General features: G+C 70.1%; 13 protein-coding genes. 11 read left to right on the forward strand and 2 right to left on the reverse strand.

What is annotated here, in order from left to right:
* The first annotated feature begins 18 nt into the window (after positions 1–18).
* The 3 genes from FHU39_RS03595 to ahcY all read left to right on the forward strand — a co-directional run bounded on the left by FHU39_RS03595 (position 19) and on the right by ahcY (position 2,632).
* Entirely contained in the window at positions 19–561 is a 543-nt protein-coding gene (locus FHU39_RS03595; protein WP_183319042.1) for a TetR/AcrR family transcriptional regulator, read from the forward strand.
* On the forward strand, positions 554–1,093 hold the full coding sequence (locus tag FHU39_RS03600; RefSeq protein WP_183319044.1) for a DinB family protein: 540 nt from the start codon (positions 554–556) through the stop codon (positions 1,091–1,093). The genes FHU39_RS03595 and FHU39_RS03600 overlap by 8 nt, the downstream gene beginning before the upstream one ends.
* A 102-nt stretch (positions 1,094–1,195) precedes the next feature.
* Entirely contained in the window at positions 1,196–2,632 is a 1,437-nt protein-coding gene (gene ahcY / locus FHU39_RS03605; protein ID WP_183319046.1) for an adenosylhomocysteinase, read from the forward strand.
* On the opposite strand, the gene FHU39_RS03610 is transcribed toward ahcY, so the two are convergent.
* Positions 2,626–3,960, reverse strand: a complete 1,335-nt coding sequence (locus tag FHU39_RS03610; protein WP_183319048.1) for an FAD-binding oxidoreductase — start codon at positions 3,958–3,960, stop codon at positions 2,626–2,628. The two genes, ahcY and FHU39_RS03610, sit on opposite strands and share 7 nt — an antisense overlap.
* Positions 3,961–4,166: 206 nt before the next feature.
* On the opposite strand from FHU39_RS03610, the gene FHU39_RS03615 reads away from it, so the two are divergent.
* Both FHU39_RS03615 and FHU39_RS03620 read left to right on the forward strand, forming a co-directional pair.
* Entirely contained in the window at positions 4,167–4,940 is a 774-nt protein-coding gene (locus FHU39_RS03615) for a sensor histidine kinase (RefSeq protein ID WP_183319050.1), read from the forward strand.
* Positions 4,937–5,596 (forward strand): response regulator, encoded by a 660-nt coding sequence (locus tag FHU39_RS03620; RefSeq protein WP_183319052.1) that lies wholly within the window; start codon positions 4,937–4,939, stop codon positions 5,594–5,596. Before FHU39_RS03615 ends, FHU39_RS03620 begins: the two co-directional genes overlap by 4 nt.
* Here FHU39_RS03620 and FHU39_RS24005 read toward each other — a convergent pair.
* Positions 5,593–5,961 carry a hypothetical protein gene (locus FHU39_RS24005; protein ID WP_246336154.1) on the reverse strand — a complete coding sequence of 123 codons (369 nt, stop codon included), beginning with the start codon at positions 5,959–5,961 and terminating at the stop codon, positions 5,593–5,595. The genes FHU39_RS03620 and FHU39_RS24005 overlap by 4 nt on opposite strands.
* 117 nt (positions 5,962–6,078) lie before the next feature.
* On the opposite strand from FHU39_RS24005, the gene mtrA reads away from it, so the two are divergent.
* From mtrA to FHU39_RS03655, 6 genes are all read left to right on the forward strand, one after another.
* Positions 6,079–6,759: an MtrAB system response regulator MtrA gene (gene mtrA / locus FHU39_RS24010; RefSeq protein WP_343065728.1), complete on the forward strand. Its 681-nt coding sequence runs from the start codon at positions 6,079–6,081 to the stop codon at positions 6,757–6,759.
* Positions 6,760–6,770: 11 nt separating this feature from the next.
* Positions 6,771–8,486: an MtrAB system histidine kinase MtrB gene (gene mtrB / locus FHU39_RS03635; RefSeq protein WP_183319058.1), complete on the forward strand. Its 1,716-nt coding sequence runs from the start codon at positions 6,771–6,773 to the stop codon at positions 8,484–8,486.
* Entirely contained in the window at positions 8,483–10,291 is a 1,809-nt protein-coding gene (locus FHU39_RS03640; RefSeq protein WP_183319060.1) for an LpqB family beta-propeller domain-containing protein, read from the forward strand. Before mtrB ends, FHU39_RS03640 begins: the two co-directional genes overlap by 4 nt.
* A 92-nt stretch (positions 10,292–10,383) precedes the next feature.
* Positions 10,384–11,139: a phosphoribosyltransferase family protein gene (locus tag FHU39_RS24900; RefSeq protein WP_183319062.1), complete on the forward strand. Its 756-nt coding sequence runs from the start codon at positions 10,384–10,386 to the stop codon at positions 11,137–11,139.
* 138 nt (positions 11,140–11,277) lie between these two features.
* Positions 11,278–11,919 carry a ribosome hibernation-promoting factor, HPF/YfiA family gene (gene hpf / locus FHU39_RS03650; protein WP_183319064.1) on the forward strand — a complete coding sequence of 214 codons (642 nt, stop codon included), beginning with the start codon at positions 11,278–11,280 and terminating at the stop codon, positions 11,917–11,919.
* A 9-nt stretch (positions 11,920–11,928) separates the two neighbouring features.
* Positions 11,929–12,669 carry a response regulator gene (locus FHU39_RS03655; RefSeq protein ID WP_221185115.1) on the forward strand — a complete coding sequence of 247 codons (741 nt, stop codon included), beginning with the start codon at positions 11,929–11,931 and terminating at the stop codon, positions 12,667–12,669.
* The last annotated feature ends 4 nt before the right edge of the window (positions 12,670–12,673 follow it).

A 12,673-nucleotide genomic window follows, 5' to 3' on the forward strand; every position in this document is an offset into this window, starting at 1 on the left:
GAGCCGGAGGTGCCACGGATGGCGTTGACGCACGACGAGGTGATCGATGCTGCCGTCGAGTTGCTGCGCACGCACGGCCTCGCCGACCTGACGATGCGCCGCCTCGCCCGCGAACTCCAGGTGCAGCCCGGTGCGCTCTACTGGCACGTCGACAACAAGCAGACGCTGCTCGTCCAGGTCGCGGGCCGGGTGCTCTCCGAGATCACGATCAGGGGCAGCGGCAGCCCGGTCACGGACATCCGCCGGCTCGCGAAGGCGATCCGCGCCGCGGTGCTGCCGGTCCCGGACGGCTCGGACGTGGTCGCGCTCGGCTATGCGCTCGACCCGGACTCCAGCCCGGTCTTCGGGCAGCTGCGCCGACTGGTCGGGGAGCTCGCCGCGGATCCTGGCGCAGCAACCGATCTGCTCGTCCACCACGTGCTCGGGTCGGTCGGAGACGAACAGAACAGGCGACTCGCCGACCTGCCCACCCGCGGCGCCGCGGCCGCGTTCGACCACGGACTCGAGCTCGCGCTGGCCGCCATCACCGCAACACCACAACCAAGGAGCGCCCATGGCTGATGCAATAGCCCCGGACACCAAGGACTGGACCTGGGTGATCGAAAGACGCTGCCCCGAATGTGGTTTCGACGCCTCGCAGGTCACCGGCGACCAGCTCGGCGCGCTGATCCGCGCGGCCGCCGACCCCTGGACGCGGCTGCTCGCGTCACCGGACGCCAATGTGCGGGATACGCCCGACAAGTGGTCCCGCCTGGAGTACGGCGCCCACGTCCGCGACGTCTGCAGGGTCTTCGACGACCGCCTGACGCTGATGCTGACGACCGACGACGCCGTCTTCGAGAACTGGGACCAGGACGCCGCCGCGGAAGCCGGCAACTACGCACTGGAGGATCCGCTCGCGGTCGCGGACGCCATACAAGCGGGCGCCGGCGCGCTCGCCGACGACTACGACGAGGTGCGTGGTGACGCGTGGCAGCGGCGCGGGCTGCGCAGCAACGGCTCGCACTTCACCGTCCTCACCCTGGGGCAGTACTGCCTGCACGACCTGGCACACCACCTGCACGATGTGGGTGCCCAGGTGCCGGAACGGTAGACTTCCGGGCGCACCGGCGTGGGTGATGACCCTTGTGCGACAGCAGCCCAGAAGGGCGCGCCGGCGAGGAACCGACAGCAACGATCAGGGAAAGGGACACCCATGTCCTTCGACTTCAAGGTCAAAGATCTGAGCCTGCACGAAGCAGGCCGGCACCAGCTGCGCCTCGCCGAGCACGAGATGCCCGGCCTGATGGCGTTGCGCGAGGAGTATGCCGCGAGCCAGCCGCTCAAGGGCGCCAAGATCACCGGCTCCCTGCACATGACCGTGCAGACCGCCGTGCTCATCGAGACGCTGACCGCGCTCGGCGCCGAGGTCCGCTGGGCCTCGTGCAACATCTACTCCACCCAGGACGAGGCGGCCGCAGCGGTCGTCGTCGGCCCGCACGGCACCCCCGAGAACCCGCAGGGGTCACCGGTTTTCGCCTGGAAGGGCGAGACTCTCGAAGAGTACTGGGACTGCACCGACCTGGCCCTCAGCTGGCCGGGGGGCGACGGCCCGAACATGATCCTCGACGACGGCGGCGACGCCACCATGCTGGTCCACAAGGGCAAGGAGTGGGAGGCCGCCGGGGCCGTTCCGGCCACCACCGACGAGGACGCCGAGGAGTTCCAGGTCTTCAAGGCGCTCGTACGCCGCACCCTCACGCAGGACCCGCAGAAGTGGACCGAGATCGCGGCCCAGGTCAAGGGTGTCACCGAGGAGACCACCACCGGCGTGCACCGGCTCTACGAGCTGGCCAAGACCGGTGACCTGCTCTTCCCGGCGATCAACGTCAACGACTCGGTCACCAAGAGCAAGTTCGACAACAAGTACGGCTGCCGCCACTCGGTGATCGACGGCCTCAACCGCGCCACCGACGTGCTGATCGGCGGCAAGGTCGCGGTCATCTGCGGGTACGGCGACGTCGGCAAGGGCTGCGCCGCGGCCCTCGCCGGCCAGGGTGCCCGGGTGATCGTCACCGAGATCGACCCGATCTGTGCGTTGCAGGCCGCGATGGAGGGCTTCCAGGTCGCCCGCCTGGACGACGTCATCGGCCAGGGTGACATCTTCATCACCACCACCGGCAACTTCGGCATCATCTCCGCCGAGCAGATGCAGCAGATGAAGAACAAGGCGATCGTCGCCAACATCGGTCACTTCGACAACGAGCTCGACATGGCCGGCCTGGCCAAGATCCCCGGCATCGTCAAGACCGAGATCAAGCCCCAGGTCCACGAGTGGACCTTCCCGGGCGGCAACTCGATCATCGTGCTGTCCGAGGGCCGGCTGATGAACCTCGGCAACGCCACCGGCCACCCGAGCTTCGTGATGTCCAACTCGTTCGCCAACCAGACGATCGCGCAGATCGAGCTGTTCACCAAGCAGGGCGACTACGACAAGCAGGTCTACGTGCTGCCCAAGCACCTGGACGAGAAGGTCGCCCGGCTGCACCTGCCGGCGCTCGGCGCCCAGCTGACCGAGCTCACCAAGCAGCAGGCCGAATACATCGGCGTCGACGTGGCCGGCCCCTACAAGCCGGACCACTACCGCTACTGAGCCCTCCGGACGTCTTCCGGCGCGATGTTGTGATTGTGCCGGAAGACGTTGTCCGGGTCGTACCTCCGTTTCACCTCGACCAGCCTCGCGTAGGTCGCCGGCGGGTATGCCGCGGCCAGGTCGTCCGCTCTCGCGCGTCCCTGAAAATTGAGGTAGACCCCGTGGCGGTGGGCCGCGAGCCCGGCCCACGCCGCGTCGAACTCCGCCTCGGCACCGGCAGCAGACTCCGGAACCATCGCCATGGCCAGCACCATCGCCTCGGCGTCCCGGTGTGGGAAAGCCGTGGCGGCACTGGGAATCCGTCCGAACCGGCCACCGAGTGACCGGATGATCACGCTGGACATCGCCGACCGGCGCCGGAACTGGTCCACGGCGGCGAGCACCGACGCATCCAGCCGGCGCACCAGCATGTTGCGTGCGAACAACCGCAGCCCGGCCGGCAGCGGGCCGCCCGGCTCGAGGATGTCGCCGTACGACCGCTCCTCGATGGTGGCACGCGTGACCTCACCGAGGCCCAGCAGCGGGTCGATCACCGAATCCGCCTGCGTCTCACCGCAACCCGTCACGCACAGCATGACCGTCGCGGACGGCGCGTCCTGCATGCCGGTGGGTGGCAGGACGACCGCACTGGTGAGCTCGACGGGCGCCCGCCGCATGGCATGACGCCAGCCGCGCAGCACCGTCGCGGGATCTGTTGCACCGTAGACGATCTCGCCGAAGTGCGCGCTGGGGACGACGGCCGCGCGGAAGTCGAAGTCGACCACCACGCCGAAGTTTCCGCCGCCACCGCGCAGCGCCCAGAACAACTCGGGGTGCCGTGCCGCAGAAGCGGTGACCATCGAACCGTCCGCGAGGACCACCCGGGCTGCGACCAGATTGTCGATCGCCAACCCGTGTCTGCGCACCATCCAACCGAAGCCGCCGCCGAGCGTGAGACCCCCGACACCGACCCCGGCGGTGTCACCGGACGAGATGGCCCAGCCGAGCGGACGCAACACGCGGTCGACCCGGCCCCAGGTCGCGCCGCCACCGACGCGCACGATGCGGCGTCCCTTGTCGAGCACCACGACGTGATCGAGCCGTGCGAGGTCCAGCACCAGGCCGCCGTCGGCCGTCCCGTGGCCGAGCAGGCCGTGGCCACCGCCACGGACCGCGAGCGGCATTCCCGCCCGTCGCGCGTGCAGCACCGCATCCGCCACCTCGCCCCTCGTCTCCGGACGCATCACCACGGCGGGGCGACCTGTCGCGAAGAGCACACGCGATGCCTCGTCATACCCCTCGTCACCGGGACGCAACGAGTCGGGCAACGTGGTCGGATTGAAGACCATGGTCTCTCCTTCGAGGTGGATCGTGGGTGGAATTCGTTGTCACACAAGGCTGCCCGGGCGTACCCACTGGCGCATCGCCCCAGGGGAGTCACTTCGGCGTCGGGTCGGGGTGCCGGACGGCGAGCCGGGCTACCGCGCGAGGAGTAGTCGCGGACTACTCCCGCGGAGGGACGTGCCGGGCCGCCGATCCTCCTAAGCTCGTGAGCATGGTCAAAGCACGGACGGTCAGTGCCGCCGGGGTCGGCTGGATGCTCTTCGGGGCCGTCGGCGTCATCGCGGGGCTGCAGTGGAAGGCGCGGCTGCACGAGGCCGAGCAGCGCGCCGAGGCCGCCGAGCGGTCGAGGGAGGAGGAGGCGCGTCGCCGGGCCGCGGAGGAACGGTTGCGCATCGCGCGCGAACTGCACGACTCGCTGACCCACAGCATCTCGGTCATCAAGGTGCAGGCCGGAGTGGCGGCACACCTGACGCGTAAGGAGGGCGGCGAGCCATCGGAGGCGCTGCTCGCCATCCAGGAGGCGAGCGGGGACGCGGCCCGGGAGTTGCGGGCCACGCTCGACGTGTTGCGCCGGGAGGATTCGGACGCCGGCGGGCGCGCCGGACTCGACCGGCTGCCGGCCCTCGTGCAACGAACACGCGCGGCCGGCCTGGCCACCACCTACCGGGTGCGCGGCGCCGTACGCCGCCTGCCCACCGAGGTGGACCGGGTCGCCTACCGGGTCGCGCAGGAGGCGCTGACCAACGCCGTCCGGCACGCGGGCGACGCCTCGGTCACCGTGGAGGTCGTGTATGACGAGCACACGGTGACCGTCCGTGTCGACGACGACGGCACGGGTCCGGCCCGCCCGTCGGCGGTGCCCGGCTACGGCCTGGTCGGCATGCGTGAACGCGTCACCGGTGTCGGCGGCACCCTGCGGGCCGAGCCCGGGCCGGACAGCGGTTTCAGCGTGCTGGCCCAGCTGCCCGCGGGCTCCGCGTCGTGATCCGGGTCGTGCTGGTCGACGACCAGGCGCTGATCCGCAGCGGCATCCGGGCACTGCTCGACGCCGAGGACGACATCGAGGTCGTCGCCGAAGGAGCCGACGGCCTGGCGGCCGTGCAGCTCGCGACCGAGCACCGGCCGGACATCGTGCTGATGGACGTGCAGATGCCGCAGCTGGACGGCATCGAGGCGACGCGTCGCATCGTGGCGGACCCGCGCAGCGCGGACATCCACGTGGTGATGCTCACCAACTACGGCATCGACGAATACGTGTTCAACGCACTGCGGGCCGGGGCGTGCGGGTTCGTGATGAAGGACACCGAACCCGCCGACCTGCTGCAGGCGCTCCGTGTCGCGATGGCCGGCGACGCCCTGCTGTCACCGGCCATCACCCGCCGGCTGATCAGCGAGTTCGTGGCGCGCCCGGAGACCCACCTGGACGCCGACGCGGCGGCCGAGCTGACCAACCGCGAGCGGGAAGTGGTCGCACTGGTGGCCCAGGGTCTGACCAACGACGAGATCGCCGAACACATGGTGATCAGCCCGATGACCGCGAAGACGCACGTCAGCCGGGCGATGACCAAGGTCGGCGCCCGCGACCGGGCGGGCCTGGTCGTGTTCGCGTTCCAGGCCGGCCTGGCGACCGCGAGCGGCTAGATGTGCCGGCAGTCGTGCTCGCACGCGCCACCCGGTGCGATCGGACCGTCGGCGTGGGACGCGGGCCGGTGCAGGACGGCGTTGGTCGGGGTCACCAGCAGCTCCTCACCGGTGTCGTCGGCGGTGCCGTCGACGATCAGTGAGTAGCCGTGGTGCTGCGGCGGCGGGAACAGCAGGGTGACGGTCGGATGACCGCCGATGTTCCTGGCGGTGCTCTTGCTCCACGGCACGTGGAAGACGCCGTCGACCAGGTCGACGTCCGCGCAGACCGTCCGGACCTGGCTGCCGTCGGTGGACAGCACGTGGGCGCTGCCGTAGTCGGCCAGCGCCGCGGACAGACCGTCGGGATCGACTTTGATGCTCACCCCCCGACACTACTGCGCACGCGGTGGTGCGGCGCCGGAACCCCGCCACGACATACCCTTGTCCCAACGCCGCAACGCTACGGGGGGTGCGGCTCGTTCGCGAAAGGATCGACACACGTGACCACTGGACGCGTCCTCGTCGTCGACGACGACCCATCGCTCGCCGAGATGCTCAGCATCATCCTCCAGGGGGAGGGCCTGGAGGTGACCGTCTGCTCCGCGGGTGATCTCGCGCTGCGTGCCTTCCAGGACAGCAAGCCGGACATCGTGCTGCTGGACGTCATGCTGCCCGGGATCGACGGTGTCGAGGTGTGCCGCCAGATCCGGGCCGAGTCGACGGTCCCGATCGTGATGCTCACGGCACGCACCGACACGGTGGACGTGGTGCTGGGCCTGGAGTCAGGTGCCGACGACTACGTCACCAAACCGTTCAAGCCGCAGGAACTCGTCGCGCGGGTGCGCGCCAGGCTCCGGCGCGGCGACGAGTCGGAGGCCGAGACGTTGCAACTCGGCGACCTCACGATCGACGTGCCCGGGCACGTCGTGAAGCGCTCGGACCGCACGATCCTGCTGACCCCGCTCGAGTTCGACCTGCTGGTCGCGCTCGCGCGCAAGCCGTGGCAGGTGTTCTCCCGCGAGACCCTGCTGGAGCAGGTGTGGGGCTACCGGCACGCCGGTGACACCCGGCTGGTCAACGTCCACGTGCAGCGGCTGCGGTCCAAGGTCGAGAAGGACCCGGAGAACCCCGAGATCGTGCTCACCGTGCGCGGGGTCGGCTACAAGGCCGGAAAGGCCTGACGGAGCACGGATTGGTCCACGAACTCTGGCGCCGCATCGAACGTCTCGGCGTTCGATGCGCTGCTGCGGTCGCCCGGTTGTGGCGTCGCTCCTTGCACTTCCGGGTCGTCGTCATCACGGTCTTCCTGGGCACGTTCGTCGCGCTCGGGCTGGGCACGTACATGTACCAGCGCATCGGCAGCGGCCTCACCTCCCGCGCGACCAACATCGCCGAGCAGCAGGCGCTGAGCCAGCGCGACTACGCACAGAGCCAGTTCAACAACGCCCCCCGCACCGACATCGCGTCGTTGCGGGCCATCGGCCAGCAGGTTGCCGCACCGGTGACCGGCACGCACCCCCAGGAGGCGGGGGAGCAGAACGACCGGGTCGTCATCAAACGCTCGCCGGGCAACACCTTCCCGTCCCTGGGGACCTTCTTCACCGAGGCGGGTGACGCCCAGCAGATCCCGGCCGGCCTGCAGTCGGCGGTCGAGAAGGACCCGAGGCACGCGCAACTGCAGATCGCGACCGTGCGCGTCGACGGCAAGCAGGTGCCGGCCGTCATCGTCGGGGCCCGGATCGTCATACCGAACGCAGGCAACTACGACTTCTACCTCATCTCGCCGATGAGCGCGGAATCGCAGATGCTCGGCATCGTCCGCACGACGTTCCTGCTCGGTGGCCTGGCGCTGACGCTGCTGCTGGCCGGCATCGCCTATCTGGTCACGCGCATGGTGGTCAGCCCGGTCCGGGACGCCGCGCACGTCTCCGAGCGGCTCACCGCCGGTGCGCTCAACGAGCGGATGCAGGTGACCGGCGAGGACGACCTGGCGCGGCTGGCCACGTCCTTCAACGCCATGGCCGACAGCCTGCAGCGGCAGATCAGGCAGCTGGAGGACCTGTCCCAGCTCCAGCAGCGGTTCACCTCGGACGTGTCGCACGAGCTGCGGACCCCGCTGACGACGATCCGTATGGCGTCGGACATGATCCACGCCAGCCGGGACGACTTCGCCGCGCCGGTCGCCCGCTCGGCCGAGCTGCTCAGCCGGGAGCTGGACCGGTTCGAGACACTGCTGACCGACCTGCTCGAGATCAGCAGGTTCGACGCCGGCGCCACCGCCACGGCCCACGAGCCGGTCGACCTGCGAGACGTCGTCGCCCGGGTCGTCGACGGGTGCGAGTCGTTGGCGGAGACCCAGGGTGTCAAGCTGCGGATGCACTCCCGCCGGGAGGCCGTGGCGCCGATGGACGCCCGCCGGATCGAGCGCATCGTGCGCAACCTGGTCACCAATGCCATCGAGCACGCCGAGCACAAGCCGGTCGACATCACCGTCGCCGCCAACAACACGGCGGTCGCCGTGGCCGTGCGCGACTACGGCGTCGGTCTGCGGCCCGGCGACGCCGACCAGGTCTTCAACCGGTTCTGGCGGGCCGACCCGGCGCGTGCCCGCACCACCGGTGGCACCGGCCTCGGCCTGTCGATCTCGCTGGAGGACGCCCGGCTGCACGACGGCTGGCTGCAGGCCTGGGGTGAGCCGGGCAACGGCGCCTGTTTCCGGCTCACCCTGCCGGTCCGGGCCGGGCAGCCGATCGTCCGATCACCCGTCACGCTCGCGCCGGACGACTCCAGCGTCGGCCTCGCGATGCCGAAGGGCAACAGCCTGACCATCGGCACCCGCGCCGCCGGTGCCTCGCCCGCCCCGACGCCGCCGCCCACACCGACCAAGGGGCCGGGAGGCGGCCGATGAGGCGGTGCCGGGCGCTCGCCGGGAGCCTGCTGACCATCACCGTGCTGGCGGTGGCGGGCTGCAGCGGGCTGCCGACCACGAGCGGTGTCCGGGCGGGTCAGGCCATCGACAACCACGCGGCGCCCACCGGCAACATCGAATACCCCGCCCCGGCACCCGGCGCGAGCCCGAAGGACATCGTCTTCGGGTTCCTCGACGCCACGGCGGGCACCAACCAGAACTACGAGAGGGCCCGCGAATACCTGACCGATGCTGCGAGCAGCTCCTGGCAACCGAGCACCGTGGTCGTGACCACCGGGACCCGCGACCTGATGGTGTCGGCCAACAACACGCTGACCGTGACGGAGGGTACGGCGGCGGTCCTGGACGCGTCGGCACATCTCACCGAGCAGCCGGAGGGGAAGATCACCTCGGCCGAGTTCAGCCTCACCAAGGTCGGTGGGCAGTGGCGCATCGCGAAGCTGCCCAAGGGTTTCGGCCTGTGGATGAACGAGCAACAGTTCAAGCGCGTCTATCAGCCGCAGGAGATCTACTACCCGGCGGCCAACGGCCACACCCTCGTGCCCGACACGCAGTGGTACACGCAAACGGGTCTGGTCAGCTCGCTGGCGGCGGCGGTCGTGCGCGGCGGGCCGTCCTGGATGGATGGTATGACGCTGCCGGCGCTGCCCAAGGGCAGCGAACTGGTGAAGGGTTCGTCGGTCTCGGTCGACAACAACGGCGTCGCCTCGGTCAACCTCAGCGACCAGGTCCTGTCCGCGACAACGGCACAACGCACCGGCCTCTGGGCGAGCATGCTCGCCACCCTGGAGCAGGTCAGCGAGGTGCGCCGCGTCGTCGTCCTGGTGGACGGCGCACGGCTGCAGACCGCCAACCTGCCGGGCCAGCCCACCTCACCGTCCGATCTGGACTACACCGCGGTCAGCGGCAACCCCGTGCAACTGGTCGCCCGCACCAGCGTCAGCCACCTGCAGTGGACCGACCCCGACGACGCCGGCACGGACCTGCGCAGCAAGAGCCGGTCCAAGACCCAGCCCAGCCTGCCGGTGCTCGACCGCAACTGGTACCGGCTCGCGGTGTCCGGCGAGGGCACCCAGGTAGCGGCCGTCGACGGCGCCAACAGCACACTGGGTCGGTGGGTCGGTGGGCGGCTGACCAAGGTCAGCGGGTTCGGCACCGGCCTGGTCACCCCAAGTTTCAGCTCGGCGCGGACCACGACCGGCAGCCCGATGAACGAGCTGTGGGTCGCCGGGCAGTCCGTCGCCAAGGACAGCAGCGGAGCGTCGACCAGCGGCACGATCTGGGTGCTCGACGCCGACCTGCCCGTGTCGGACGCGCAGCCGCAGCCGGTGAGCGCGTCGTGGTTGCGCGATATGACGATTCGCGCCATCCGCGTCTCGCCCGACGGCGAGCGCATCGCGGTCGCCGCGCAGACGGACGCGGGCTCGTCCAGGGTCTACGTCGCCGGGATCGTCCGTGACAAGAAGGGTCACGCGCAGTCCCTCACCAGCCCGTTGCGTGTCGCACCGAGGGTCACCGACGTGCTCGACGTGGGCTGGCTCGACTACGTGACGCTCGCGGTCCTCAGCCGCGCGGGGGACTACCGGGTGCAGCCGATCACCGTGCCGATCGGCGGGCTGAGCACCAGCCTCGGTGACGCACCCGGGGGAGAGCACCTGATCGCCACCGGCGCGGGTGCCAACAGCATGTATGTCGAGACCGGCGACGACACCGTCCTGACCAAGGTCGGCGCGACCTGGCAGAAGATCGACGGCATCACCGCGATCGTCGCGTCCGGCACCTGACTCGTCCACATCCCCATCGCGGACGGCGAGCCGTCCACGAGCGCGGGTGTGGTGGGGTGCGGCGCTGCCGGCGCGGCGCCGATACTTCGCTGGTGCTCGGTGTCCCCGTCCCCGCGCTGCAGGCTGCCTGTGACCTCGCGCTGCCGCGCTGCTGCGCCGGCTGCGGGGCCACCGGCCACGCCCTGTGTGCGCAGTGCCGAGCCACGGTCCACCGGGCCGGCGCCGCTGCCCCGTTCGCCGCGATCCCGCAGCCGTGCCCGCCGGGCTTCCCGACGACCTGGTCACAGGTGCCGTATGACGGAACGGTGGCCGAGTTGCTGCGGGCGTTCAAGGACTCCGGGCGGCGCAATGTCGGGCCGTGGCTCGGTGGCCTGCTCCGCTGCGCGCTCGCCGGTCTGGTCGCGCACCACGACGGCTGCCGGGAGGCGCTCGTCGCCGGGGAGCAGGTGCTGCTGTGCCCGATGCCGAGCCGTGCTGCCTCGATCCGGGAGCGGGGGCGCGAGCCCGCGGTCGAGTTGGCGCGGCATGCTGCGCGTGGAACCCGCGCGGTCGTCGTGCACAAACTGCTGCGGGTGACCGGGCACGGCAGGGACCAGGCCGGGCTCGGAGCTGCCGAGCGCTCGGTCAACGTGCTCGGCACGATGCGTCCTACGGCGGCCGGCCGGCGGCTGGTCGAAGGGCGGGTCTGTGTCGTGCTGGACGACATCGTCACCACCGGTTCGTCGCTGGCCGAAGCTCGAACGGCGTTGGTAGCGGCGGGAGCCCGGTGTGTCGCGGCAGCGACCGTCGCGGCGACGCAGCGCCATACTCCGACCCACCCGTTTACGCGTGCGGGGTCGGTGGTTTAACGTCTGTGCATGGAGCACATGGTGCGTTCAACCCCGTGCCACGGACTGCTCCGCCCGCCCTCCTGGAGGAGGTGGTCGAGCGGCCCATGAGGGATGCCGTCCCGCCTCACGCCATGCAGTCGAGACCAGGAGTGCACCATGGAGATCACCGTTACCGGACGTCATGTCACGGTTCCCGAGCGCTTTCGTCGGCACATCGAGGACAAGCTGAGCAAGGTTCCTCAGCTGGACCCACGGGTCAGTCGCTGCGATGTCGTTGTCACGCACGAGGCCAACCCGCGGCAGGCCAAGGAAGCGGAACGCATAGAGATCACCTGTCACGCCAAGAGGTCGGTGATCCGCGCGGAGGCGAGCGCGGACGACGTCTACGGCGCACTCGACGTAGCAATGACCCGGCTCGGAGAGCGGTTGCGCCGCGTCAACGACAAGCGCCGGGTCCACCGCGGCAGGAAGCAGCCGAAGTCGGTGCACGACGCCACCTCGGCCATCACCGTGCCACCGGAGGAACAACCGGTCGCGGAGACTCCGCTGCCGGCACACATCGCCAAGGTCGGCGGTGACGAGGACTGCCCCATCCAGCTGCGGGAGAAGGTCCACGCCAGTGCACCGATGGGGGTCGACCAGGCCCTCAACGAGATGGAGTTGGTCGGACACGACTTCTACCTCTACCAGGACGCCGAGACCGGCAAACCGAGCGTGGTCTATCGTCGGCGTGGCTGGTCCTACGGCGTCATCCAACTCGACGTGGTGGACGAGGCACCCGCAGCAAGCACCGCATGATGGCCACCCGTGACTGAGATCTCCGAGCAGCGCAGCGGGGCCGGTGAATCACCGGCCCCGCTGCCTGCGCGTGCCGAGCCGATCCGGGTCCTGCTCGCCGATGACTACGAGATCTACCGGCACGGGCTGCGGATGATCCTCGAGCTCGAGGACGACATCGTGGTCGTCGGCCAGACATCAACCGCGCAACAGGCGATGCAGGTGGCGACCGAGCTGCAGCCCGACGTGGTCGTGCTGGACATCTACTTCCCGGACGGCAGCGGCATCGCGGTCTGCCGGGAGATCACGCAGCGGCTGCCCACCGCCCGGGTGCTGATCCTGAGTGCGTCGGAGGACGACTCGGACCTGGTCGAGGCGATCAAGGCCGGCGCGACGGGTTACCTGCTCAAGGACATCGCACCCGACCAGCTCGCCGTGTCCATCCGGGCGACCGCGCTGGGCCAGCCGCAGGTGTCGCCCGCGCTGGCAGCCACCCTGATGGGTGAGCTGTCCGCGGTGGTCCGTGGCGCGCCCGCGCGGGAGTCCGGGCAGGTGACCGAGCTGACCGACCGGGAGCGGGAAGTGCTCGGACTGGTCGCCCGGGGCTGGTCGAACCGTAAGGTCGCCGAGGAGCTCTTCATCGCCGAGAACACCGTCAAGAACCACGTGCGCAACATACTCGACAAGCTGCACCTGGGCAGCCGCACCGAGGCCGCGATGTATGCCGTGCGCGGTGGCCTGATCGACGACCCGGCGCACGACACCCACTGAGCCG

The organism is Flexivirga oryzae, from assembly GCF_014190805.1.
GTDB classification, from domain to species: domain Bacteria; phylum Actinomycetota; class Actinomycetes; order Actinomycetales; family Dermatophilaceae; genus Flexivirga; species Flexivirga oryzae.

What these genes read in the sequence shown, in the direction of transcription:
- FHU39_RS03595 (WP_183319042.1), top strand. Translation starts at nt 19, where the DNA reads ATGGCGTTGACGCACGACGAGGTGATCGATGCTGCCGTCGAGTTGCTG.
- FHU39_RS03600 (WP_183319044.1), top strand. Translation starts at nt 554, where the DNA reads ATGGCTGATGCAATAGCCCCGGACACCAAGGACTGGACCTGGGTGATC.
- ahcY (WP_183319046.1), top strand. Translation starts at nt 1,196, where the DNA reads ATGTCCTTCGACTTCAAGGTCAAAGATCTGAGCCTGCACGAAGCAGGC.
- FHU39_RS03610 (WP_183319048.1), bottom strand. Translation starts at nt 3,960, where the DNA reads ATGGTCTTCAATCCGACCACGTTGCCCGACTCGTTGCGTCCCGGTGAC.
- FHU39_RS03615 (WP_183319050.1), top strand. Translation starts at nt 4,167, where the DNA reads ATGGTCAAAGCACGGACGGTCAGTGCCGCCGGGGTCGGCTGGATGCTC.
- FHU39_RS03640 (WP_183319060.1), top strand. Translation starts at nt 8,483, where the DNA reads ATGAGGCGGTGCCGGGCGCTCGCCGGGAGCCTGCTGACCATCACCGTG.
- hpf (WP_183319064.1), top strand. Translation starts at nt 11,278, where the DNA reads ATGGAGATCACCGTTACCGGACGTCATGTCACGGTTCCCGAGCGCTTT.